This window comes from Komarekiella delphini-convector SJRDD-AB1 (assembly GCF_014831675.1).
GTDB lineage: Bacteria > Cyanobacteriota > Cyanobacteriia > Cyanobacteriales > Nostocaceae > Komarekiella.
The window spans coordinates 88,655-114,194 of sequence record NZ_VJXY01000001.1; the positions used below are offsets into that span (position 1 = coordinate 88,655).

At 41.7% G+C, this 25,540-nt stretch carries 22 protein-coding genes; 11 read left to right on the forward strand and 11 right to left on the reverse strand.

Translation table 11 applies throughout. From position 1 onward, the window contains the following. The first annotated feature begins 113 nt into the window (after window positions 1-113). Window positions 114-1,043 carry a geranylgeranyl diphosphate synthase CrtE gene (gene crtE, locus FNW02_RS00380; protein WP_191755624.1) on the forward strand — a complete coding sequence of 310 codons (930 nt, stop codon included), beginning with the start codon at window positions 114-116 and terminating at the stop codon, window positions 1,041-1,043. A 90-nt stretch (window positions 1,044-1,133) separates the two neighbouring features. Continuing rightward, entirely contained in the window at window positions 1,134-1,589 is a 456-nt protein-coding gene (locus tag FNW02_RS00385) for a divergent PAP2 family protein (protein ID WP_191756021.1), read from the forward strand. Between the two features lie 346 nt (window positions 1,590-1,935). Here the strand turns inward: FNW02_RS00385 and FNW02_RS00390 are convergent, their stop codons facing one another. Next, entirely contained in the window at window positions 1,936-2,709 is a 774-nt protein-coding gene (locus tag FNW02_RS00390; protein WP_191755625.1) for a hypothetical protein, read from the reverse strand. A gap of 236 nt (window positions 2,710-2,945) precedes the next feature. Continuing rightward, window positions 2,946-3,353: a hypothetical protein gene (locus FNW02_RS00395; RefSeq protein WP_191756022.1), complete on the reverse strand. Its 408-nt coding sequence runs from the start codon at window positions 3,351-3,353 to the stop codon at window positions 2,946-2,948. Between the two features lie 64 nt (window positions 3,354-3,417). Here FNW02_RS00395 and FNW02_RS00400 point away from each other — a divergent pair, with 64 nt between their 5' ends. Then, entirely contained in the window at window positions 3,418-4,083 is a 666-nt protein-coding gene (locus FNW02_RS00400; protein WP_191755626.1) for a class I SAM-dependent methyltransferase, read from the forward strand. A 213-nt stretch (window positions 4,084-4,296) separates the two neighbouring features. Here the strand turns inward: FNW02_RS00400 and FNW02_RS00405 are convergent, their stop codons facing one another. From FNW02_RS00405 to FNW02_RS00415, 3 genes are all read right to left on the reverse strand, one after another. After that, window positions 4,297-6,012 carry a fasciclin domain-containing protein gene (locus tag FNW02_RS00405; protein ID WP_191755627.1) on the reverse strand — a complete coding sequence of 572 codons (1,716 nt, stop codon included), beginning with the start codon at window positions 6,010-6,012 and terminating at the stop codon, window positions 4,297-4,299. Window positions 6,013-6,728: 716 nt separating this feature from the next. Next, window positions 6,729-8,414, reverse strand: a complete 1,686-nt coding sequence (locus FNW02_RS00410) for a M14 family metallopeptidase (protein ID WP_191755628.1) — start codon at window positions 8,412-8,414, stop codon at window positions 6,729-6,731. Between the two features lie 103 nt (window positions 8,415-8,517). Then, window positions 8,518-9,456, reverse strand: a complete 939-nt coding sequence (locus tag FNW02_RS00415; RefSeq protein WP_191755629.1) for an EamA family transporter — start codon at window positions 9,454-9,456, stop codon at window positions 8,518-8,520. 219 nt (window positions 9,457-9,675) lie between these two features. On the opposite strand from FNW02_RS00415, the gene FNW02_RS00420 reads away from it, so the two are divergent. Continuing rightward, on the forward strand, window positions 9,676-10,026 hold the full coding sequence (locus tag FNW02_RS00420; protein WP_191755630.1) for a hypothetical protein: 351 nt from the start codon (window positions 9,676-9,678) through the stop codon (window positions 10,024-10,026). A 66-nt stretch (window positions 10,027-10,092) separates the two neighbouring features. On the opposite strand, the gene FNW02_RS00425 is transcribed toward FNW02_RS00420, so the two are convergent. Beyond that, the gene (locus FNW02_RS00425; protein ID WP_225225318.1) at window positions 10,093-11,103 is read right to left on the reverse strand and encodes a cyanophycin synthetase; all 1,011 of its coding nucleotides are present in this window, start codon (window positions 11,101-11,103) and stop codon (window positions 10,093-10,095) included. 602 nt (window positions 11,104-11,705) lie between these two features. On the opposite strand from FNW02_RS00425, the gene FNW02_RS00430 reads away from it, so the two are divergent. Beyond that, window positions 11,706-11,942 carry a hypothetical protein gene (locus FNW02_RS00430; RefSeq protein ID WP_191755631.1) on the forward strand — a complete coding sequence of 79 codons (237 nt, stop codon included), beginning with the start codon at window positions 11,706-11,708 and terminating at the stop codon, window positions 11,940-11,942. 42 nt (window positions 11,943-11,984) lie between these two features. Here the strand turns inward: FNW02_RS00430 and FNW02_RS00435 are convergent, their stop codons facing one another. From FNW02_RS00435 to FNW02_RS00445, 3 genes are all read right to left on the reverse strand, one after another. Then, window positions 11,985-13,013, reverse strand: a complete 1,029-nt coding sequence (locus tag FNW02_RS00435) for a phosphotransferase (protein ID WP_191755632.1) — start codon at window positions 13,011-13,013, stop codon at window positions 11,985-11,987. A gap of 82 nt (window positions 13,014-13,095) precedes the next feature. After that, entirely contained in the window at window positions 13,096-14,142 is a 1,047-nt protein-coding gene (locus FNW02_RS00440; protein WP_191755633.1) for a DUF2891 family protein, read from the reverse strand. Between the two features lie 2 nt (window positions 14,143-14,144). Continuing rightward, the gene (locus tag FNW02_RS00445; RefSeq protein ID WP_191756024.1) at window positions 14,145-15,986 is read right to left on the reverse strand and encodes a tetratricopeptide repeat protein; all 1,842 of its coding nucleotides are present in this window, start codon (window positions 15,984-15,986) and stop codon (window positions 14,145-14,147) included. A gap of 223 nt (window positions 15,987-16,209) precedes the next feature. Here FNW02_RS00445 and FNW02_RS00450 point away from each other — a divergent pair, with 223 nt between their 5' ends. From FNW02_RS00450 to FNW02_RS00465, 4 genes are all read left to right on the forward strand, one after another. Beyond that, window positions 16,210-17,793 (forward strand): DEAD/DEAH box helicase family protein, encoded by a 1,584-nt coding sequence (locus FNW02_RS00450; RefSeq protein ID WP_191755634.1) that lies wholly within the window; start codon window positions 16,210-16,212, stop codon window positions 17,791-17,793. Then, the gene (locus tag FNW02_RS00455; protein WP_191755635.1) at window positions 17,723-18,940 is read left to right on the forward strand and encodes a DUF790 family protein; all 1,218 of its coding nucleotides are present in this window, start codon (window positions 17,723-17,725) and stop codon (window positions 18,938-18,940) included. Before FNW02_RS00450 ends, FNW02_RS00455 begins: the two co-directional genes overlap by 71 nt. 116 nt (window positions 18,941-19,056) lie before the next feature. Then, the gene (locus tag FNW02_RS00460; protein ID WP_191755636.1) at window positions 19,057-19,293 is read left to right on the forward strand and encodes a hypothetical protein; all 237 of its coding nucleotides are present in this window, start codon (window positions 19,057-19,059) and stop codon (window positions 19,291-19,293) included. Beyond that, window positions 19,280-19,729, forward strand: coding sequence for a type II toxin-antitoxin system VapC family toxin (locus FNW02_RS00465; protein ID WP_191755637.1), 450 nt, complete (start codon window positions 19,280-19,282; stop codon window positions 19,727-19,729). The genes FNW02_RS00460 and FNW02_RS00465 overlap by 14 nt, the downstream gene beginning before the upstream one ends. 58 nt (window positions 19,730-19,787) lie before the next feature. On the opposite strand, the gene FNW02_RS00470 is transcribed toward FNW02_RS00465, so the two are convergent. Further along, entirely contained in the window at window positions 19,788-20,477 is a 690-nt protein-coding gene (locus FNW02_RS00470) for a PD-(D/E)XK nuclease family protein (RefSeq protein WP_191755638.1), read from the reverse strand. Window positions 20,478-20,685: 208 nt separating this feature from the next. Between FNW02_RS00470 and FNW02_RS00475 the strand changes: the two genes are divergently transcribed. Further along, window positions 20,686-21,222 carry a PEP-CTERM sorting domain-containing protein gene (locus FNW02_RS00475; protein WP_191755639.1) on the forward strand — a complete coding sequence of 179 codons (537 nt, stop codon included), beginning with the start codon at window positions 20,686-20,688 and terminating at the stop codon, window positions 21,220-21,222. A 279-nt stretch (window positions 21,223-21,501) separates the two neighbouring features. Here FNW02_RS00475 and FNW02_RS00480 read toward each other — a convergent pair whose 3' ends face one another. Continuing rightward, on the reverse strand, window positions 21,502-24,537 hold the full coding sequence (locus tag FNW02_RS00480) for a beta-propeller fold lactonase family protein (protein ID WP_191755640.1): 3,036 nt from the start codon (window positions 24,535-24,537) through the stop codon (window positions 21,502-21,504). Between the two features lie 623 nt (window positions 24,538-25,160). Here FNW02_RS00480 and FNW02_RS00485 point away from each other — a divergent pair. After that, complete coding sequence (locus tag FNW02_RS00485; protein ID WP_191755641.1) at window positions 25,161-25,388, forward strand: hypothetical protein; 228 nt, start codon at window positions 25,161-25,163, stop codon at window positions 25,386-25,388. Window positions 25,389-25,540 lie beyond the last annotated feature (152 nt).

Here is a 25,540-nt window from a genome sequence, read left to right on the forward strand (position 1 = left end):
TACGCAGGAAGCTTCCGCTCAGAGTTCTCTTTAACTCCTCACTTTTTCAGCACCAGAGCACCTTAAAATTGTGACGTATACGACAAAAATTCTAAAATGTCAGGAATTTAAGAATGGTAGCAACAGATAACGTTTATAAGACACCAGAGGAAGCCACGTTTAACTTAGCACTCTATCTAAAACAGCGACAAAAGCTTTGTGATACTGCTTTGGATCAAGCGATCCCGATCATTTATCCAGAAAAGATTTATGAAGCAATGCGCTACTCGCTATTAGCTGGAGGTAAGCGTGTACGTCCTATACTCTGCCTTGCTACCTGTGAAATGTTTGGTGGCACAATCGAAATGGCGATGCCAACAGCTTGTGCTGTAGAGATGATCCACACAATGTCGTTGATTCACGACGACCTTCCGGCGATGGATAATGATGATTACCGTCGCGGGAAGCTGACAAATCATAAGGTCTATGGCGACGATGTGGCAATTTTAGCTGGGGATGGCTTGTTGGCTTTAGCTTTTGAGTTTGTCGCAACTCAAACTCCCCAAATCGTTGATAGATCAAGAGTTTTACAGGTAGTCGCTCGTCTAGGAAGGGCGCTGGGGGCTGCTGGCTTAGTCGGCGGTCAAGTGGTTGATTTAGAATCGGAAGGCAAGTCAGATATTTCTCTAGAAACGCTGAATTTCATTCATAGACACAAAACAGCTGCACTTTTAGAAGCTTGTGTTGTCTGTGGGGGGATTTTAGCCGGAGCATCATCTGAAGATGTGCAACGATTGACTCGTTATGCTCAGAACATTGGATTAGCCTTCCAGATTATAGATGATATTTTGGATGTCACTGCTACTCAAGAGCAATTAGGTAAAACTGCTGGCAAAGACCAAAGAGCTAAAAAAGTTACGTATCCCAGCCTTTGGGGACTTGAGGAATCCCGTTTAAAAGCTCAAGAGCTAGTTAAAGCAGCTTGTGCAGAATTAGAACCATTTAAGGAACGAGCCGAGCCAATGGTGGCGATCGCTCACTTCATTACCAGTCGCAATCACTAGGTCAATTTTGGATTTTGGCATTTGGGTTGCATCAAAATGTTTTTTCAATTAACAACCGCTGCTAATATTTACAAACCTAACCAAAATACCATGCAGGACATAGGCGACATCTTAGACAACCGGGTGCTGATGGTTGCTCTGATAGCTTGTTTAATTGCTCAAGCATTAAAGCTCATAATCGAGATAGTCCAACATCGCAAACTGAATGTGCGTGTTTTAGTGACAACCGGAGGTATGCCTAGTGCTCATTCTGCCCTAGTTACAGCTCTTGCAGCTGGTGTAGGGCAAACACTTGGTTGGGCATCTCCTGATTTTGCCGTTGCTGTGGTTTTTGCCATCATCGTCATGTATGATGCCGCAGGAGTACGCCAAGCTGCTGGTAAGCAAGCTCGTATTCTCAATCAAATGATTGATGAGTTATTTCATGAAAAACCTGACTTTAGCCAAGACCGTCTAAAGGAGTTACTTGGACATACACCAGTTCAGGTAATAGCTGGGTCGGCTTTAGGCATAACTATCTATTGGTTAGCTAGGTCTGCTTATTAAACTACAGTTAATTAATCGTTGTTTGAGTGTTTTTTGATAATTGGTAATTGGTAATTGGTCAACTATCATGGTTGTCATTGGCTATCATAAAAACGACTAGCAACTGACTGTAACTATTACCTATTACCACTCTAATCGATCACATTAATATTCTAAAAATAGACTTGAATTACCGAAATAGTGCTGTAATTCTTTGTGTGGGAAAGCAGAGGCGGATTGTTGATCGTTTTTATTAAGGAAATAGCGATCGCTCGTGATTATAACTGGCGATCGCTAATTGATATAAGTTGAGTTAAAGTTAGAAAACCTAACATTTACTTCCACTTACTCAGCAATAATTAAGCAATTAGGCTGATTTAAAAAATCGAATAATTTCGCGGACATTATCAAGAAATTGCCCGTCAGTTGAAAGTTGCGCGATCGCATTTCTGGCTTCTCTTGCCAAACGTTCATGTTCAGTTTGATTTGTAGCACGTAATTCTTCTAAATTAGCAGCTATTCGAGCTAAGTCTCTGCGAGTTTCTTCGGCAAAGCGTTGTTGATTTGCTGGTAAGGAATAGGGTTGTTCTGGATTAAGTTGATCTTCTATTTGCCGAACCTTGTCTTCTAGAGAATTGAAGCGATTGCGAAGTTCTACAATATCTTCGCGAGGATACTTCCATTCTTGGCGAATCATTGTCAAGCGTGCATACAAATATTCATAGGCACGGATAGCTGGACGTAGGATAGTTAATAATAAAGCTGCACCAGAACTTATATATCCCACGCTACTAATACCAGTGGCAGCAAGAGTATAAAGACCAATAGCTGAGAATAAGTGTAAACCAATGGCAACCCAAAGCGATCGCTTTGCTAACAGTTTGACGTATTTCTCTTGTTTCTCATCGACTGGAATTCCTTTCTCCGCTGACTGTGCTGCTTCTGCTAAAACTTCTTTGGCTTGAAAATGCACATTCCACGGTACGGTAACAATTACCAACAACCACCAAAAACTTGCACCACCAATCACCCAGTCGAGAAAATTGCCAGCAGGTATATGCAACCATTGCAGTAAGCCAAAAGCCGCCAACACTACAACCACAATTCCAGCAATGGAACTGATGAAAAAGTTAATATACATTTTGTTATATCTCTAGTGAAACTATTACCTCGATCATGGCTGCGAGTTCGTAGTTATACAGATATACCTGTGATGGTTTTTCTAGTTGCACATATACAGGGGGCATAGAGCAGAGAAGCAGGGGAGTGGGGGAAGTAACTGAACAATTACTCTTGTTCATTTATTCAATATCTTCCCAGTCCTTAATACCCAGTCCCCAGTCCCCAGTCCCCAGTCCCCAATCCCCAATCCCCACTTCATTGAATTAAATAGCTGTGCCAAATAGGTTGATTATTTTTACTTCCTTTTTCTGGAAGTAGCAATCGCCAAGTTTTGCCTTCTTGCTGAATTTGCAAGTAAACTTCAAAGGGTTTTTGTGGTTGCGTTAAGCTTCGTTTTGGTAGCTTGACAATTAAGTCATAGCTGCCTCGAACGCGAAAAGCTGGTAAATTTTCAATAGTCAGGGGTTGTTCTTGGGTAATTGATAAATGCTTGATTTCAAAACTTTGAAAATCTAAATCTAGCTGTTGGTTAAGTTTTTGTTGGGTTTGCTTTAGCTCAAGTGCGATCGCTTTTTGTACTAACTGACTAGTTGGCAGCAGTCCAATACTGCCACAAGCTGTTAATAACACAAGCAACATGACTGTTAAAATCAACCGCACCATGTAATTTCTGATAAACTTTCCAGCGTTAGTATAGCGGTAAATGCCTTCAATTCTCTCATCTACCATGCCAAAACAGACTATTGGTCTTGATAACAAACTCTACAATTACCTTTTATCTGCTTCGCTGCGAGAGCCGGAGATTCTTCAGAAGTTGCGTCAAGAAACAGCCAGCCATCCTAGCAGTGGAATGCAGATATCACCGGAACAAGGGCAATTTATGGCTCTATTAGTGCAGCTAATTGGAGCAAAAAAAACTCTGGAAGTTGGAGTATTTACGGGTTATAGCTCACTCTGTATAGCTCTGGCGTTACCTGCTGATGCCCAGATTGTTGCTTGTGATGTGAGTGAAGAATTTACTGCGATCGCACTACGGTATTGGCAGCAAGCAGGGGTTGCTCATAAAATCGATCTCCGATTAGCACCTGCTTTGGAAACTCTAGATCAGCTCTTGGCAACTGGACAAGCTGAGACATTTGATTTTGCTTTTATTGATGCCGATAAAGAAAATTATGACGGATATTATGAGCGATCTCTGCAATTAGTGCGTCCAGGTGGATTAATTGCTATTGATAATGTTTTATGGTCTGGACAAGTTGCTAACCCGCAAATTCAAGATGAAAGCACTCAATCTATCCGCGCCCTGAATGAGAAACTACACCACGACAAACGAGTAACTCTTTCCCTCGTCCCCATTGCTGATGGACTTACGTTAGCGCTTAAACGACGTTAGAAGTCAATGTATTTTTTTTGTGTCTTAGTGTCTTGGTGGTTAAAAATTGACTTTTTAACCACCCTCCGGGTGACGCTCCTTCTCTGCGAGACGCTATGCGAACGTCGCTCTAAGCGTAGCCATGCCGCAGGCTTTACGCTGCGCTAACACCAGTCGCCTACGGCGGGAAACCCGCCGTAGGCGACTGGTTCACTAAAACACTAAGACACAAAGTTAAAAGTTGAAGCCGACTCCTAGTAGTAACCCGACATCAGTTTCATCTAGAAAAGCTGCGTTTACAGAACCAGTTGCCGTAAATCGAGAACCTAAAGGAATATCAACGCCACCACTTAGCAGTAAACCAAACTCAGTGTCGCCAGTAATTTCAACAGCTACACCAGCACCTATGTAAGGAGATATGGGGAAGGCTGGTACAGCCCCGGTATCTGCTGTCCGTGGAGCAAGATCTAAGGTGAGAGGAACTAGAAACAGTGTATCGTCTCCAAATAGCGCCGATGGTCGTACCGATACGTTGCGTGTCAAACCGATTTTGCTGATAGCTGCAAAGTTACTTTCACCTAGAGCTGAGCCACCGAGTAAACCAATGTTACCAGCAACACCGACGTAGCTAGGGCCACCAAGGGTAGTTCTACCTGGCGCAACTCCAGAAGGAGTTCCTGGCTGTTGATTTAACTGACTGAGGTTGATATCAGGTGGTATCAGAACTTGGTTAATTGCATGAATTACACCATTGCTGGCTTGAATGTCTGGCTGGATAACCCTGGCATCGTTTACTGCAACTTGATTGCTAGCGCTATCAATTTGAATATTGACGGGTCTATCTTCAAAGGTTTTCAGTTCCCCAGCCGAGAGTTGATTAGCTGTTACTGCACCAGGAACCACATGATATCTCAAAATCTTAATCAATGTTTCTCTGTTCTCTGGTTGCTGTAATTGCTCTAGTGTTGCAGCAGGTATAGCAGCAAATGCCTCATCTGTGGGAGCGAAGACTGTATAAGGGCCAGGTTGTTGTAGGATCTCCGCTAGACCTGCTGACTTTATTAAAGCAGTCAGGTTTGTAAAAGAACTACTGGATGCAGCAAGAGAAACAATATCACTACCGGTTTGAGTGCCACCAGGAGTTGCTCCTACAATATACTGACTAGCTGGAAGATTGCTAGCAATGGGTTGTACCCGTCCTTGCCTAACTAAAGCTTGATACAAAAATGCCGCTGCTTCAGCACGAGTCAGCGGCACTTGTGGATTGAGTTGTTTTACGTCTGGATAGTTGACAACAATATTGGCTTGTGTCGCTGCTGCTACATTATTAACAGCATAGTTCGGGATAGCTGAGGCATCGGTATAATAGGTGCTAAGAACACCTGATGCATCATTGCTACTGCTCAAACCCAAGCCATTCGTTAAAGCGACGATCGCTTGTACTTTAGGAATTTCTTGATTTGGCAGAAATAAGTTATCAGGGTAGCCTGCCATGAATCCAGTTTCGTAGGCATTCTGAATTGCAGAAGCAGCCCAGTAGTTAGCAGGCACATCTCTAAAACCACCTGCACTCAATTGCCGAATTCGGTTTTGGTTACTGAAGGCTTTTTGAATCATCGCCGCAAATTCAGCGCGGGTCACAGATTGATTCGGCTTAAATGTGCCATCAGGAAAGCCACTAATTACATTATTGGCAGCCAAAACTTGAATGAATGGAGTTGCCCAGTAATCTGAGGCAACATCAGACAAGTTAACCGTTGGAGTTGATGATGGTGTAACAGGAGTTGGAGTAGTTGGAGTGGTTGGAGTAGTTGGAGTAGTTGGAGTTGTGGGAACAGTATCTTGAGACGAAGCTGGCGCAGAAATCAAGATGGGAGCTACTGTAGCAGTTATCACTCCTAGAGCTAGCAAAGGGGCGCTTGCTGATGACCAACGAAAGAAACTAGACATGAAAATCTCCTCCAGAAAAAAGTAAAGTCATTTCTCAAATTTATTGATTGACTATGGAAAAACACCACACGCAAGGTTAAGGAGGGGCACAAATATCAAGATGATTGTTTGGCTTACCTTATGATCAAAACCAAGATTCGGAACTGTAACTCTTGAAAATCCCAATGTTTGACATTCTAGTCATCTGCTCTTGCGTCCAATAATACCTCTCCAACTATTTATTACATATAGTAGTCCTAATTGAGTTGTAATAGTTTGGTTTTTTAAAGAACCCTAGATAAATTAGTACAAGTCCATAACTTTACCAATTTTGGGTCGTGGTCTTGTAGTAGATGAATTAGCATTTGAGCGGCGTCTCTCTGTAGTTGCTGATAAATGTTAATGCCGTCAAACTTGAGCTGCATAAGATTTAGTAATATTCTCAATGAGAAATATGTGTAATTCCAACACATATAGTATTTTGAATCTATCACTCCAATTACACAACTAGCTAATGACTATAGTTTGAGATTATTTTTTCACTCTTTAGATAGTTGACTGTAACGGTAAATTGAGAATTGGTAGATTGTAAATGAGCGATCGCACTTGAGAATTTAGAGCATGATTAATCAAATATTTTAGAAGTTATGCACTGTACAAATCAACATAACGTGAATTCTAAAATTTAGTCGTTTTAAATCGAGAGCATTTCATCCTTTATCTTTTCTTCGGTCAAATCACGCGAATGTCAGCTCTGTGCGAACAACTCCAGCCCGCTCATGACGAGCTAATAGTTTAACTGTGCTACCCAAGGGCGCACGCACTACCCATTCTACTTTTGCTCTATCCTTGGTGGAATCCCCCTGCCGTCTGGCAGGAGCCGAGGGCTTGTAGGCACGTCCTTCTAATTGACTTAACTCTTCAATGGGCTTACCTGTTTCTAAAGTTGCACCAGGAGGCAGTGTAATTTCACAGATACAACCTCGCACCAGCTTTTTCTCCAAGGCTTTTTGAGTGATGTAAGTGGGTAGCCAGCCTGTGTTATGTATAACCAGCCGTACCCGATAAGTATGATTACCTAAGTTGGAGACACTGGCTTCGTAAATCTCTAAGCAAGGGGAAATTAATAAGTGCCACACCAGCCAGTCAGGGAAGCGGGCTATTTCCTTCTCCAGAAACTCTGGGGGTGGATTTGTCCAAGCATACATACTATCCCAACCGCCTAGTTCAATTTGACCAAGTTGGGGATGATTGAAGGTATACCAATCTACATAGCCCTTACCTGCGAGTTTTTCATCGTTCCAGCGCAGTAACTTCAAGTCATCTTCTAAAGGATGTTCCCGTTGCCAATCGATATATTTGTACTCGGTAATTCCGGCTTGACGTTGAGGACTCCAGACTTCTACTGTCCAGGCAAATAGACCTTGGTATTCATAAGCCCAGTCGTCAAATGTGCCTGTAATTACATCTTTGGGGTCATAGCGAAACTCATGAAAGGCAGAGATGGCAGGGTATTCTGTGAGTTCAGTGCCTTTTGCGCCAATACGTTGGTAAGTGTGGAGGTCTTTGACAGGTAATTCTTCATCGCTGAGGTGAGTGTAGGGGCGAATCAGAACACCGCTGAAGGTGTGGAAAGCGATCGCCCCTGTAATGTTGGCATGAGTTGTAATAAAATCTACAAGCGATCGCACTTCTGTTTCAGATGTAGGATAAGGCCCAGCCCCCGGTTGCTCAGATTCTTGTCGCCACAAAGCTGGAAAATTCCGGTTTAAATCTAGCCCTTCCTTAGAAGGCTGAATCTGAATTTCAACCCCATCGTAATTTTCTATCCGACCTTCCGGTAGTAAGCGATAATACTGATCACCTATTTCTGTCGGCTCACGACGCACCAACAAGCGTGATTCTGTAGGGCAAATTTTCCAAGCACCATTAGCATCCGGGATTCGCATGAGTAAAATCCGACCATCGCCATCGATGTCTTCCATCACTAACCCGTCGCTATGTTCATCATCATGGGGATAGGGACGGGTTCCAGAGCGAATAAATTTCGGTTTTTCAGCTAGCGCCAACTCAGCACCATCGGGGTTAACACGGGGACAAATGTAGAAGGTGCGCGTATCCAAGCAACGTGTGATGTCTGAGTTAGTGCCGTAAGCTGTGACTAATATTTGCAGCAGATATAGACAGACACTCGACGGTGCTAGTTCAGTGGCGTGGATGTTGCCATCAACCCAAAGGGCTGGTTTTTCTGTATCTGCACCATTGGCAAAGTTAGTAACTGTCAATAGCCAGATATCACGTCCTTCGTAACTCTTGCCAATGCTTTCTATGCGTACTAGCTGGGGAAATTCTTCAGCGTAACCATGCAGAATGCGTGTCAGGTCTTCGTAACGGTAATATTTATTAAACCGAACGTCTGGCATAACAAACCTCATCATGCACCCGTTAATCATCATCTAACATACCACTATCAGTTATTAGCTTTGATAAGTTTAGCTATCAACCAAAGGAACTCACTTATATTAGCTATTTCAGGTAAAACAATAATCCAATCCCTGCGATCGCAATTATCACACCAGATATTGCTCTCCAACTCACTTTTTCACCCATACAGATAGCGATGGGGATGACAAATAGTGGACTAGTCTGCATTAAGGTTGAGGCAATTCCCGCAGCTGTGAATTTAATTGCTGTCTGTTGCAACCATATTCCTAAGAAAGTTCCACAAAAGGCAGCAAAGAAACTTGCGAAGATTACTCGCCGCGATCGCCAGTAGGGATACGATAATGTAACATCTCTGCGGTTAGGAATCCACGCCCATACTAAGATAATCAATACACCTGCACTCAATCGTAACAAGGCAGCCCATAACGGGTTAATGCTTGCTGTTGCATAGGCTACACGGGAAATCACAGTTCCAGTAGCATTTGTCATTGCTGCTAACAAACCAAAGCCGATTCCTTGCCATAGCTGCGTTGAGGAGACATCGGTTGTACCAGCAACTCGTTCTGTCACTACCCAAGCAACTCCTAAAATGGTGAGCAAAATCCCACACCAAGCATTGATATTTAGCCGTTCCTGGAGAATAATTGTAGCAGCGATCGCCGTCATTGGTGGCGAAAGGGTTCCCAGGAGTAAAACACGACGCGCTCCCAAATAATTTATGGCAGTCAGGAAGGCTGTATCACCTAAGCCTATACCTATAGCACCACTTAGAAAAAGTAGAAATACAGGCAAAGGGGCCAAGGTTGGCAAAAAATCCCCAGTCAGCAAGATAGTTAATAGAAGTAGGGCGATCGCAATTATCCCTTTAATCAGATTCAGTTGCAGTGGCGGAATACGTTGCCCCAAAAGTCCGTACACCACTGATGCTATAGCCCAAAAACAGGCAGCAAATAAAGCTGCCACTTCGCCTTTCCAAGCTGTAAGCGAAATAATTAAAGAATTATTAAAAATAATATACACACCTGAATTAATGCCTGAAACTCTTTAATACTACATCAAACAATGGAATAAATATTAGCACTCACAGCTAGCAAGTGCTAATTTGTGACTGAATTTTAAGACTTTTGATATAGGCAAAAACTCTACTTTTTTCAGATGTAATTTGGGCAAATTTTTTGAGATGATTTCTTTAAAAGAATAAGATTTTTGGGCAACTGATTAACAAAGGTAAAGGCTAAAATGAAATATACTTTTGATATTGTAGGCGTATCTCAAGTTTTGTACTTTTTTAATCACCAACAGCAAAGTTGGCAAAAATCCCCACAACAAGGCGTGGAATATCTGGGAACGCATACGTGTACTTTAGATGCATTTTTAGAATCTGTGGAATCAGTTCCAGCAAAGTGGGGCTGGAATTTTGATCAAGTAGTAGATACAGTAATTCAGTTTTGGTTAAATAACTCAGAGAGCGTTAGCTATTGGAAAGCACGTTTAAGTGATGCAGGTAGAGATAATTTACTAGTAGCTAGGGTAGCAGATATTAAGGCTTTACAAGCGGAATTTGAATCTCTACTAGGTAAGGACTGGTGATTTGCAACAGTCGTAGCAACTGCTAAAGTTTATAAATATATGGTTTATATAGTGGTTGCTATGTTTTCACGCTAATTTAGTGTTTTGCCCGTTCTCAAGTGCTTTAAGAACTTTGAGATATAAATTTTCTACTCTCTTAGTTTGAATCTCACCAGTTGAGGCATAGTGAGTTAAGCCAGGAGAGGCATTTACTTCGATAGTTGTATAATATAACATTGGCAATGTTATATCATTAGTAATAATATCCACACCTGCTAATCTCAGACCCATATCTTTTGTGATATTTACTGCTAACTTATGAAAATCTGGATGAATATTTTCAGTTAAATCTACCGCCTCACCTCCGCTTGATAAATTTGCATTGTCTAAAAGGTAAACAATACTATCTTCGGATATTACACTATCAAAATTTAGCTTCTGTCTTTGCAACTTGAGTTTGATTCTGTAATCTTCAAAATCTATAGTTTTTTTTCTACCACTTTTGAGAAAATTTTCCTGTTTTTGGCGCATCAGTTCCAAAATATTAGATTTCCCATCTCCTTTAATAAATAAGGGAATTCTTTGATATGCCGAAAGAACTTCGTCATCCAACACCACAATTCTATAGTCATTGCCATTATAAAATCGCTCGACGATTAATCCTGAATTGTTTTTCAATATTTTCTTAGCTACTTGATAGTATTCTTGTTTGTTATAAACCTTCGTCACAAACATTCCTTGACTGAGGTTAATCGGCTTAACAATTACAGGAAATCCCAATTCTTTCGCATAATCAAATCCGGCATCAATATTCTTGGCATTAGATAGTTTTTCACAAACTTTATAACTAAAAAATCTTTGACCTTCAGTAACCTGATATCCAAATTGCTTGAGAAAAAAGTTTGAGACACCTTTGTCTTTTGCTATTGCTGCTGAACCAAAATAATTAATATCAAATGTAGCTGTATGAAAAAATGTTTTATTTCCATTTTTAAATGTAATATGTCCAACAAAGCTATATTCTGGATCAGTTACAATTACTGCTCCTATTTCTTCTGCTAGTTTTTTAATTGTTGAAGTTGTAAATGGTATTTTCATTATAAAAGGTTTAAATTGTACGAAAAAATTTTATCTAATTTATAGTAATAGGTCAATATACTCTGAGTTTGTAGTGAGCGATTCATCGCTTAAAACAAGGATGATCAGGACTAAAGTCCTTACTACAAACTAAACTTTAATTTATTTACACTTAGCTACTTAATAATAGGAAAGTTAAGAGTGTGATGTTTGTTGATTTGCTGCTTCGGAAATTTTGTACATCGAAAACTGAGCTACTTTTACGGGAAGCCACCGTTTAAAGTATGAATGTATTATTTGAGACTCAGTTTATCATTTGATCACTGCTACTAGCTCTATTTGTGTTTATTTATCTAAATCGCACAGACGCAATACTTGTCATACCTTCAACTTTGTTGTTGTTTATTCTTAGCTTTCCTTGTATCAGTTGCAAATTAAGGCTTTGAGGTTGATAGCTGAGGGGGCATTGCAATTTAGTTGGTCTAAAATGTAGCCCTAAGTGTTGACAATTTATAAATAATCGAATAACAAGGTGGCAGCATCATTAAATAAAAAGCGTTAGTGCATTCCTACCTAGAAACTAATTAACGCCCTCTACTAAACTTCATACGGATAACATAATCATGCCAGAAAATACGGATAACAAAGCTTCCAAGTCAGACAATCAAGCGATCGCTTACAAAGAGCGTCTTAACTCTTGGGCGATCGCTCGTTTACTTCCTGACACACAACGGGAGATTGTCGCCCGCTTCCGCAGTCGTTCTGATGCAGATGGTTATATGCAGCACCTACGCCAAGAGAAACCAAACACTTCTTTCATGGTTGTCTTTGATTGTCAACGCGAAGAAGTTGTAGTTTAAATTTCCGAGAGAGGCGAGTCAAGAGACATCGCCTCTGTGTATCTACGCAGTTGGAGCAATATAACTCAACAGCTTAGTTGTATTTTCTTCCAACCACACTTCTAACAAACTTGTGTTTTTTACTGCATCAATCACACTTTGGTGAGTTGCTTTACCCTCACGAAGCCAACCCGTCCAGTAAACAATACAACTTACTCGCTGCAAGCGCCAAACTAACGTCAATGCTTCTGCTTCTGAGTATGTCAGAGAATTATACTTGGCATATCCTGTGCTGAAAGCTTCCACAAACTCCAAATTGGGTGCATCTTTCCAAGAAAATCGAGTGAAATGATCGAGTGCTGCAACATAATCCATTAAGCGCAAATCTGAAGTAGCAAACTCAAAGTCTAAAACCCCAACTACACGATTATCTATCAGTAAAACGTTAGGACAAAGGAAATCTGCATGAGTTGTTTGAACTGGAAGTGTTCTATACAGGTTGGGCGCAGCTTCAATAATTTCTGTCAGTGTTTTAACAATGTACTGTTGCTGTGTTAGAGGTAATTCAAGTGATTGTGGCACTTCTAATGGATCTGTCACCAACGGATGAATATGATAAATATCTCCCCACGCAGGTAATTGAGCCATTTTTCTTGTTGAATCGAATCCAGCCAAGGCGTGATGTAGTTCGCCAAGTGTTTGACCGATAGCATGGGTATGAGCGATATTTTTGCGATCGCCAGGCTCACCTAAAATGAAAGGAAGCAAAGCAACGCGCAGTAATGAGTTATTTTTATTAACTAAAATCAATGTTTTGCCCAACTGAGTTTGTATAGGAGTTGGAACCGCGAACGATAGATCAGATGATTGCAGATATGTCAGTAATGAGTGTTCATATTGAATTTGTGCAGTGGTTATAGAGTCGTTGTATAACTTTAGAATAAAATTGCCTGCTTGCGTTTCTATAAAAAAGGTTGTATTGACTGTACCTTTGTTTGTTGGTTTAACTGTTAAATTACCAATAAATGACCATGCTTCAAGTAGTTCAACAACATCTTGTTTAGATAACTGCGAGTTTTTGGGCTTATTCATAATTCATAATTCATAATTCATAATTCATAATTCATCTGGGTTTTGAGGTTTCCATCTGTAGTCTTATTTTGGGGAATTAGTATTAGCTAACATATTGTTTTTGCAACCCACGATTCGTTATCAGGTAAACAGCAAAAGTTCCTAGCCAATGACTAGCTGCATAATGTTGACTCACAACATCTGCTAGTCCATTTCGACGATGGTGAATAGCAGCAAAGCGGAGTGTTTCTATCCGCTGGTCATCATTGGGTAATTTAGAAATAATGCCCTCAAGCATCCAAGCACGGCTAAGATTAAGACCGTGGAAGTGTGATTGCATATAGTCTTGAGGATTATCCACTTTGACGGGTTCTAACCAATTTACTGTATTTTCAGTCGGTATTTGTGGTAGAAAATTAGTGAGCCAGTCAGTAAAAGCTGTTGTTGAGAGTACGCGCCGCATCAAGTCTGCTTGGGCAAGGCCAGGAGAAGAAAAATCGTACCCAAGTGGCTCAAATTGTAAGGAATAATTGCGATCGCTCAGATAAAATTGTCGTGCTTTGTTCTCCACTAACCGAGTGAAGTCAGCATTTTCGGTAATCCTTGCCCAATCCAGAATCAAACCAAGTGCAAAAGCTGTTTGGTTATGCGTCCCTGTACGATTTGGCAGTTGTAATCTGTCAATCCAGTGGTGTAAGTTACTTGCAATCAACTTCTCTAACGGTTCCAATACAACTCGCCATACTTTCGCTTGAGGATGATTCCACTCATGAAGTTCCGCAGCCAGTTGCAGAAGCCATGCTATACCATAAGGACATTCAAAAAAGGGCAACCGCTGGAAGTGGGCAATCTCTCCTTGAATTTTCTCAGGCGTTAGACTCTGCTCAAGTGCTTGCTTTGCCGCTGCACTAAACGAGGCTTCAGGAAAGTGACGCATCAGACGTACCAGTAACCAGTGACCATGTACGGCTGAATGCCAATCTAAGCAGCCATAAAAAACAGGTGTCAATTGACGTGGCGGTTTGATATCTTCGTCGCTATCAGCCCAACATATATTACTGTGGGGATACTCCCGCTCGATACAATCCAGCACTAACTGAGCAAATTGTGCCGCAGTCGTTTCATTAATCTCTAAATTATCGGCTGGCATGATCATATATCTTGCTTGTATTCTGCTAATAATTGCGGAATGTGATCATACCCATCTACACCAATAATAGAAATAATTTTGGGGCGATGTTGCTGTAATATATTATGGAAATCTTCTGTCCCTATTTGTCCTTGCAAAATTGTTAGTAAGCCTGCTGATTGACGCCATTCACTAGAAGCAATTTGTTCTAAAAGATACATTCCTAAACAGCCAGTGTAAATAGTTTTTTCAGCATTTTGCAGATGATAATAAGCTTGGGCTAAACAAGCTAAGTTGCGTCCTTGGAGATATAAATCACCAGAAACTTGGGCTGTTTTAAAGCCATCTTCAAGATATTTAATTGCAGCTTGATGTTGTCCAATTACTACATAGGCAATTCCTAGGCTGCTCACACATAAAGCTTTACTTTGAATATCACCTAATTTTTCTGATAACTTTAAACCTTGTTCTAAATAATTAATTGCGGCTTCATAGGTTTCTGGTTCGATGTTTTCCAGTTCTTGAGCCTGCATAACTTCGCTGTAACCTAAATTTACCAGTGCATTGGCCTCGCCTGTACGATCGCCTGCTTGCCGACTCAAAATTAATGCCCGTTGACTGTAGTTAATCGCCTCGGCGTAATCTTGCTCTTGCACGTAGGTGCGGCTGAGGTGGTTGAGATTAGCGATTTCACAGGGGCGATCGCCTGCACTCCTAGCTATCTCCAATGCTTCCTGATGAAAATCAAGCGCACGTTGATATTGCCCTAAAGCACGCTGCGAGTAGCCTAAAAGTGTCAAAATCCGTGCCTTTTCCTGGGTTCCCTCGACTTGTTGCAGCGGTTCATCTAAATAATCTAGGGCATCCCGCAAATAAGTACCAGAAAAAGAAGCAAAAATTCCACCGTAGAAAGGGAAATATGGACGCTGGGCAAAGGTTCGTAGAATCTGGAGCATAATTTGCGAACAGGCATCACTGTACACTGTGCCAATGCTCCGAAAACCACTCGCTAACTGACTCCAAATCACTGCGAAGGTCAAGAAAGTCGAAATGGACAACTTTGGCCCTGCTTTAACATCGTAGGCTTGTTGGTCAAACCAGTTAATCAATCCCCGTTGCAAGTACTGTAAAGTTATTGCCATCTCCACCCAATCTCTGAGGGTGACACCGCGCTGCTGTTCGGCAAATGAAATTACAGATTCTTCCATTGCCAAGGTGCGAAATAGTCTTTGGGGTAATTCACTATTAACTTGCTTAGCCCAACTTGCCCAAGGGCCACGTTCTCCAGGTACGCCACCAAATCCTAATCCCTGGTTTTGCTCGTACATCCAACTGATCAAGTTGTCTTGCAATCGTTGCCAACAACTCAAACCACGAGTAATACCTTCAGAGAATTGTTGTAAATCAGAATCAGCCTGGGCAAATTGCTGTAAAGATTTTGATAACTGCTGTAATTGTGACAGATTCAGCGGGTTCTTCTGATTTGGGTCAGTAACACGTAAGAATATAGCTAGCCGCTCGTCTGCATCGGCTGTGGTAATTTCTTTGACTGCGGAGGCGATCGCTTCTGTGGTTTTGTTTTGCTCTTGCCAACGTTGCCATTGACTTTGGATGGTTTTAATCGCTCTTAAACTCCGGGTAGCCTTGGCTTTTTTGAGTTCATCCTTTTCGCTGTCTACTTGGCTTTGGATGGCATCTAAGCGATCGCTTAAAGCTAGCTCAAACACTTCTCCTGTACCGGAAGTTATACCTTTAAGCAGCATTTGATACACCATATCCACAGAGCTAATCTTGCCCTTGAGGGTGGTTTCAACAATTTCATCGATTAAAGCGAGATAGCGATCGCGCAATGGCAATTCTGACACTTGAGCCACTAGAAAACGTCACATCAATTCTAATTCTAGACCTGGCAGCAGAAGTGCGGCAGAGAATTGGATGAATCATCCACTTTTTGCGTTATTAGTAATCAAGGGACTAGGTACTGAAGAGGCAAAGGAGCAGAGGGGAAAGATTGTAATTGTCCTTTTTCTAACCTGCTCCCCTGCCCCCCTGCTCCCTTGCTTGTTCCCCAGTCCCCAATCCCTATAAATGGCTCGCACTCCCACATTAACTTTTGATCGCGGTACGTTAGTTTTGCATCCACCACCACGTGGCAAAGCTTGGATGGACTATGCTACATGGGATGATAGAGTTGAAAAATTCCGCATTCCGGCAATTAGATACCGCTCTTTGGTGGAAGCGCTACAGGCGGAAGACACTTACTTTATCGACGAAGCAAAGAAATTTCATCCCATAGATTTGGTTGCTACTTTGGAAATGGAACCTTATCCCCACCAGAGTGAGGCTTTAGCAGCTTGGAAACTGGCGGGAAGACAGGGGGTGGTAGTGCTTCCCACCGCAGCGGGAAAGACTTATCTAGCGCAAATGGCAATGCAAGCGACACCGCGCTCAACGTTGATTGTTGTGCCAACTTTGGATTTAATGCATCAGTGGTATGCACACTTGGTTGCGGCGTTTCCTGATGCTGAGGTGGGATTGTTGGGGGGTGGTTCGCGGGATAGGACACCCATCTTAGTGGCGACTTACGACAGTGCAGCAATTCACGCTGAGGCGCTGGGGAATAAATATGCTTTGGTTGTTTTCGATGAATGTCATCATTTACCGACAGATTTTAATCGTGTCATCGCTGAGTATGCGATCGCACCCTATCGTTTAGGACTCTCTGCTACACCAGAACGCACTGATGGCAAACATGCTGAATTAAATATTCTCATTGGTCAAGAAGTATATCGCAAACGCGCTGAAGATTTAGCGGGGAAGGCGTTAGCAGAACACGAAATTGTCCAAATTAAGGTGAAGTTATCGCAAGTTGAGCGGGAAAGATACAATCAGTTAATTCAAACCCGCAACGACTTTTTAAAGCAATCTCGAATTTCTTTGGGGAGTCTGCAAGGTTGGCAAATGTTCGTGCAAATGAGTGCGCGCTCGCAAGCTGGACGTAGAGCTATGTTAGCGCACCGAGAAGCTAAAGATATCGCTTTGGGTACTGATGGAAAGTTACGAATTCTTATCGATTTACTGGCAGAACATTACCCTGCAAGAATTTTAATTTTCACTGCTGATAATGCCACAGTTTACCGCATTTCCCAAGAGTTACTTATTCCGGCAATTACTCATCAAACACCTGTGAAAGAACGACATGAAATATTAACTAAGTTTCGGGAGGGTGAATATAATACTTTGGTTGCTTCTCATGTTTTGAATGAGGGTGTTGATGTGCCAGCGGCTTCTGTGGCAATTATTTTATCGGGGACTGGTTCGGCAAGGGAATATATTCAGCGTTTGGGGAGGGTTTTGCGTAAGGGGAATATTGAAAATAAGCAGGCGATTTTGTATGAGGTGGTGGCAGAGGATACGAGTGAGGAGGGGACTTCGGCGCGGCGGCGTGGTGAGAAGAGAGGGGAAGCAGGGGGAGAAAAAGATAGGAAAGGGAATTTGCAGGTTGTGTATGGGAGTGGGAAGGAAAAGAGTTTGAAGGCGGCGGAACAGTTAGAAATCAATTATTCAACCGAAAATTTAAAATCTAAAATCAAAAATTCAGATGTTACCGACAGACTTACTGATGCATCGCCAAAATGGGGAGGAGATCATCCCGAAGAGACTGAAGATTGATCAGAAAACTTCGGAGTTGGCGATTGAGTTAATTAATTATTTTCAAGCAGCAGTAGGTAAGACTCAAGGTGTGCTTGAGCGTCAACTAGCTGATTTTGAAGGAGATACGACGGATTATCGTGTGAAGCGAGGATTAGCTTATATTCTCAAAAGCAGTTTTTGCACATTTGAAGTGGTGAGTCCGCTGGAACCACAAATGTTAAGAGAACGGGTATTTTCGCTATCGGCAAAATCAGTTTCTAGTCGGGAATCAACACAAGTTACTCTTAGTAAAATTGCTGATGAGTTAACTCAAGAACTTGAGCGAGAAGTTTTACTAGAACAGGTTCGCAATGGGTTATATGCTGATTTAAATGAGAATAAAATTTTGACAGCTTTTGATGCACCAACACCGCCAGATTTGTTAAATCGATATAACTTATCTCAGGTGCAGGGTGTGTTTTATAAAGCCAGTCAACTTGTGTTGAATGCTCATCGGAATGTGCCGGGAGAATATAAGCTGTTATTTCGTTATTTAAAGTTGTTTCAATTGATGGCTTATATTGAGGGCGATGCTGATCACGGGTTTACAATTAGCATTGATGGGCCGACGAGTTTGTTTAATCCTAGTACGCGATATGGTTTGGCGATCGCTAAACTTATCCCCGCTTTACTTCACGTTACTAGATGGAGTCTTTCCTCTATTCTCAAAACCCGCGACGCCTACACAAATGCTTGGAAAACTGGACGCTTTACCCTCAATTCTGAATGTGGTTTGGTATCTCACTACCCACCAGGCAAGCCCTACGATAGTATGCTAGAAGCATCCTTTGCTGATAAGTGGGATGCTCTCAAAAGTGACTGGGCGTTAGAGCGAGAAGTTGATTTAATTCCGATTCCCGGTAGTGTGATGATTCCCGATTTCCGCCTAGTGCATCATGATGGTCGCACCTTCTTATTAGAAATTGTCGGTTATTGGCGACCAGAATATTTACAAAAGAAGTTTTCTCAGGTGCGACGTGCTGGACGTGATGACTTAATTTTGGCAATTTCCGAGCGGCTTAATCTTGAAAAAGCGGGAGTAAAATTAAACGATGTTCCCGCGAGAATTGTTTGGTTTAAAGATAAGTTATTGCCGAAAGCTGTTTTAGCTGTGATGGATTTATAAGTCAATGGGTGTAAGTGATATTAAAATATGTTGTAGTTTGTAGTTAGTGCTTTAGCGCTAACTACAAGCTACGAACTTTGATTTATTAATGTCTAGCTATTTCCAGGAGGAATGATATGAAAAGTATAGAAACAATTGCCACAGTAACAAAAGATGGTAAGATTACAGCCCAATTACCACTCGATATCCCAGAGGGTGAACATCAGGTAGTGATAGTGATTGATGAAAAGCCTTTGCTAGAGAAAGCAGAGAGGAAAGATCAGAAATTACCTCTTAAATTTTCCGCCTATCCTGTAGGATTAGTCTCAGAAAGCCTGACTTTCCGCAGAGAAGACCTTTATGCAAACGACTAATAAATCTGTCTTCATCGATACGAATATTTTAGTTTATGCAAATTTAGCTTTGTCACCATTTCATGTACAAGCTACAGAACGACTTCAGGCGCTTGCAGAACAAGGTCTTGATTTATGGATTAGTCGCCAAACTTTGAGAGAATATTTGGCAGCGATGACAAGACGAGGCGACTTAACCGGGAAAATTCCTGTTGCATCTTTAGTAGCAGATGTGAGATATTTTGCTAGTTATTTTCGCTTGGTTGAAGATAACTTGCTGGTGACAGAAAGATTACTGGTACTCATGGAACAAATTTCTATTGGTGGTAAGCAAGTTCATGATGCAAATATTGTCGCCACGATGTTAGTCTATGACATTCCTCAGTTACTCACTTACAACACAGATGATTTTGCCAGATTTTCTGAGTTAATTACTGTTTTGCCATTGCAAAATTAGATCGCCTCACCTCAAAGCAGTAAAATTCAACTTCTCAGCGTCTCTGCAATCGCATTTACTAACCCCAACTTTTGCGTTGCCAATATTCAGCAACTCTTTTCTCCCACTGTTCCCAGTAATTTTTAATAACTGTTGGTTCAAACCAAAAAACTTCAGCTGACATTTTTGGAATTGCCACCACTAACAGAGCATGGTTTAGCTGAATGCCATAATCTCGATAATACTCGTTAGCTGCACCTATGTATGCTGTAAGTTGTAGTGGATGTTCATATAAATGTTCAATTGAACCTTTAGGTTTGTCTGCCGTTTTCCACTCGCAAATACAAGGAATGCCTTGATAAGTAGCAATACAATCAACTTTGCCAGAATAGCTCAAATCATAATGAAAAACAGAGCCTTCGACGAGTCTAACTGTGTTGATTTCTTGTAAAATTGGTTTAATACTTTCCCAATAAGGAAGACTCGCTTCTAAACAAACAGGATTTTGACCGAGGAGGTAGCGCTCAATTTGTTTGTGTGTTTGAGTTCCCCGACGGCTGGCATTTGTAGAAATGCGAGTAGCTTCTTCTGTACCAACACGCGCTTTCCAGTTTAATAATCTATCACGGTCTGCTTGTGGTTTTGTGGCATTAAGTATTGTTGTCACGCTAGGGAAGCGATTTCCCTTTGCATCTACATAATATTGTTTACCATTTTCTCGACGAGATGTGGCATTAATGCGAGGTAGCAGTTGGGTATCAAATTGCATTAGAGATCATTTATAAAGTAAAAATTAAATTACTGTGGTAGCCTTGCCACACCACTACTTAAACGACTTAAAACAAAAAACTTTCAAATCTATTCACTATTTTCTACTATAGATGTTATTTTTACCTTTAATTAAATTATACTTAAACTCAGTATATTAATTTTGCCTGGAGGATAGTTTAAAGAAATTTAACTTGAGGAAAATTAATATGAAATTGGTTTCACGATTAGCGATCGCTACTGCTAGTTTTGGTCTAATTGTTACTAGTTTTGGGGAAAAATCGGCATCTGCCGCAATTATTTATTACGATTTTACTGTAGATAGTCCCATCACTAAAGGAAATGGTTCTTTTAGCTTTGATGACGCAACTTTCAGTAATGATAATATTCCAGTCGCACAAATTAAGTCATTAAATTTCCAATTTGACGGCGAATCTAATATTTACACTGAACGTGACGATACAGAATACCCCACTTTCCCCCTCGTATTTCCAACCACATTCTTGACAGGAACAAAATCTGTGGGATTGGAATATAAGTTTCAGGACAAAGCTAATCCTGCTATCGATTACGAAGTTAATGGTTACGATTTCACCATTACTTCTGCAAATAACCAAATAGGCTTAGGTAAAGTTTCTTATAAGATAGTTCCTGAGCCGATCACCCTAGGTGGTAGTCTCATAGCTGGCGGCATTGGCTGGCTCATGAAGCGAAAAGGAAAATCAGTTAAAAAAATTGAAGCTTAACCTCTACGCCTCTGTCTTGAAAAGTTCAGAACGCTATGCGGGTCTTACTGCCCAACCGTTCTAAAAGAACGGTTGCCTTGTGTCCTCTGTTCACTGCTGAGAGGCGCAAGGCTTTGCGCCTCTCAGCAGTGAACAGACCATCGCCGTAAGCCGGCGCTCCGACTTTTCGCTGCGCCTCTGCGTGAACCTAAAAATTCTCTTTTCAAATATTCGTGCAAGAGGTCTAATAAAGCATGGGGAAAAATTATCAATGCCTCATTCCCCATGCCGAAAAACTAATTAGTCTGCTTGAGCAGTGAGGTAATCTGAACTCAAACGCCATTCTTCAAGTAGTTGCGCTCGATTTTGGCTGAGATTTACATGGCTGCGCTCATTTGGATAAGGCGCAGTGTCACCTTTAATGCCAGCCCAAAGTACGCGGTTGAATTTATCAGCATCAAGCTTATCTTCGACTTCAAAGTAAAAGTCTTTGGTTGCTTGCGCCCACCACTGTTTGTTATGCAGGGAAGGAACAATCGCGCTCTTTTCTACATTCTTGTCTTGACAAGCTGGCACTAGTTTAGGATCTACAGGTTCAGCACACAAGTTACCTGGTACAACAGCTGTGTAAGGAGTAAAATCCGGTTCTCTAGTGAAGGCATCCGACATTGGTTTAGCATTGGCATCATTCATTCCCAAGTAGCCAATGTTTAACAGATCCTCCATCGTCCGCAGCACGCTGACAGTATTGTAGTTGGTGCTAACAACGGCATTTCGCTTGGTGTAAGGCGAAATGATATAAGCTATAGAACGATGACTGTCTACATGGTCAGGGCCGTTCTGACAATCGTCTTCCAGCACAACGATCGCAGTCTCTTTCCATAGAGGAGATTTGGAGATTTTTTCCACTAGCAAGCCGACGGCATAATCATTATCAGCCATTTGCAGTGGGGCAGTATTCAAACCAGCTAGAGCATTGCTGAAATCACCAAAGTGGTCGTGAGGCAGACGTACCAGCGACAAGTTAGGCAGTTCATTCCTCGCCAGATAGCTATCGATGTCGCGTTCCCACTCATTATATAGATAAATGTCCGGTTCCTTCTGGTCATATCCCCGGAAATAGATGTCAGTTTTATCTGACAGCACAGTTTTAGCAGCTACAGCTTGAGGAATATTATCGGCAGCAGGATTTGCAGAGATAGGGATGTAAAGTGGATTGTTGGGATCGGGTTGTGTGGGATCTTCTTGAGCTGTGCCGTAATTGCCATCAACGTAGAAACCGTAATTACGTACAGTCTTACCAGCACGCAATGCTGCATCCCAAAGATAGCCACCAATTGTATTTGATGTTAATTCACCATCGCCTGCGGGGGCGTTCACATCTATGTTTCCAGGCAAAATAGCAGATTGACCAGAAGGATCTAAAACTCCCGTGACGCGTGTATTGAATTGAGAAGGATTAGAGGAAGTTTGCGGTAAAACAATGTTGATGTTACGGTTAGTCCCTTCGTAGTCGTAAGTCAAACCGCTAAACCCAGCGTTGCCATAAAGTACTGACTGAGTTTTCTCAGTATAATCAGTTGTGCGTCCATAAGTAGACCAGTTCCAGCCCACACCACTTGACTCACCAGAATCGTAGAAGTTATCGAAAGTTACAAAGTCAAGAGCTAACTTGTGATGATTGGGTGACACGGGTTGGGGAAATAAAGCCAGGGCAGGGTCGCCGTTGCCAACAGGTAAATCACCGAGTACCTGGTCGTATGTGCGATTTTCTTTCAACACGTAGATAACGTGCTTTATCTTGCCTTGCAAAAACTTCATTGTCCGGTCAGGGCGACGATTGAAGAAACCGTTGTTCTTGTCTACCTGCTCTGAAAGCATAGCCAACGTCCCACTCTTGGGAACCGGAATAATGGAGATTCCAGCTTTTTCCAAAGCCCAGTTGTACTCGTTTCTAAAAGTGGTATTACGTGCTAATCCCGCCTCTGTTGTCCGGTTATTTGAAGGGTTGGGGCCAGAATTGCTCTTGGCATTGACAACGTATAGCTTTTGACCATCTCGGCTAACGCTGACAGAATTGGGATACCAGCCGGTGGGAATACGTCCAGTCACTTTACCAGGTTGCAAGTCTACAACAGCAACAGCATTCTCACCGCCAAGAGTAGCGTAAAGCGTGTGTTCATCTGGACTCAGAGCCAATGAGTTAGGATTTGCTCCTTTGTATCTATCACTTGCTCGAGACAGAGAGATAGTCTGGACGACGCTGTTGTTATTGGTATCGATGACTGAAATCGAGTCACTATTACCATTAGCTACATACAGTCGGTTTTGGTCGGTTGAGAGCAGTACCTTGTTGGGTTGGCTACCCACGGGGACACGGGTAATTTCCCCAGAAGTAATGTCAACAGCCAGGACTTCATTATCGCGCTGACTACTAATGAAGGCTTTAGTCGCTGCACCACTGTTGGTATTCTTAAGGGCGACATCAAAAGGGAATTCTCCTGTTGCTTCTTTACCGCCTGGTACGAAAAATTTAATTTCCTTGACTACTTGACGGTTAGTAGTATTCACAATTGAGATTGAGTCATTCTCAAAATTAGCAGCTACTAAAGTATTGCCATCTTTACTAACAGCAAGACCAGCTACAACTGCTCCTGTGGCAACATTCTTAGCTGGTGTGTCTTTCAACAAGCCCCCATCATAATCAGGGAAAGGTGCGTTTTGATTAGAGTTGTGACCTAGCAGAATAAAGGGGGCTTCTGGTAGATATTTGTCACCATTTAAGGCATAGATATAAACGCGATCGTCTATTCCACCTGATACATAGAAGCGTTTACCATCTTTTGCCCAAGCTAAACCATTGTATGTATTGGGAATATTGAGTTGCTGCCGTTTAACTAACTTACCGTTGCTGACATCATAAACAAAAACCCATTCGGCTTTTCGGGTTGTCTCACTACTTGGTTTGCCAGTTAACGGGTCTAGCACAGGATAAGTGAGATCAGCGCCAGTATTTTGATCTTTGAAATTTTGATTGTAACCACTAGTCAGCACCAGTAGAGTTTTACCATCGGAACTGAGGGTTGTGGTTACGGCTTCGGCTGCATCAGCATTATTATCTGCACGCAAACCAGTTGCCAAAGGTGCAAAAGTCGAGCCTGGTGCTGCTGCGGGTGTAATTATCTGACCTGTGGGTAGTAATGCCCCACCTTCAGGAAGTTCGCCAACCGGGCTAGTAGCAAGCACAGCGCTAACTACCTGGATACCGCTTACTACTATTACTGCTGCTACCAGCAGGCTAAGTAAGAGATATCGCTTACGCTTGAAATTTAGCATTTGCTGTTCTCAAACATTCAATTTATTGCCTACGAAGCCGATAATCCTATTTTTGGGTTAAGGAAAAGGTAAGGTGAGGTTACTTTAAAATTCACATATTTAGTCAAAGCAATGATCATGCGATCGCCCACCTTCATGCTCTCTAGTTCATCAAGCACCTGTGTTGCAGCCTGACGGATACAAATGATAGCGATCATATATGCTAACTGAACTAACAATTCATATTTAATTAGTAAAAAAGCATATTACTTTCTCAAAAATTCATATTTAATTAGCCTCAAGGTATATTGCTTTCTCAAAATGCCTATTTCCTTTCTCAAAATGGCATTCGACCTACTCCTTTTGGCGTTTTCCGCAAGCATTTAGGCATTTGACTGACTCAAAATGGCGTTTGACTTACTCATTCTGGTATTTTCTGCAAGCATTTAGGCATTTGACCTACTTAATTCAATAAGCAAACAGGTATATTGCTTTTTCATTTGAGAATCCATTTCCTTGTTCAGTCGGAGCAGGTTTTGATGAAAGCCAAATACTTATACGCTTAATGTACGAAACCGTGCAGACTTTTGAAATCGGTTTTAGCTCAAATAGACGTATAAAACGGATCAAAAGGAGCCTTAAAGATGATTTATGACTCTATACCTAGTTATAAATTTGAGCAATTTTGTCAATGGCAAGAGCAACGTTGCCAATGGCAAGAACAACTTTACCAATTGCGAGAACAACGTCGCAAATTTCAAGAACAACGTCGCAAACGGCAAGAACAACTTTACCAATTGCGAGAACAACGTCGCAAATTGCAAGAGCAATGTTTTAAATTGGGTAATTGCGATTTTGGCTTTGCTGATTAAGAGTATGAATTTAGTTCTCACGCAAAGGCGAGCCAGTGCGTTGCAAAGAGAAGTCAGACCCGCATAGCGATAGCGGAACTTCGGAGGGTTCCACCCGTTGAAGCAACTAGCGTCGCATAGACGCAAAGGTAAAAGTTTTAAACACTCGATTT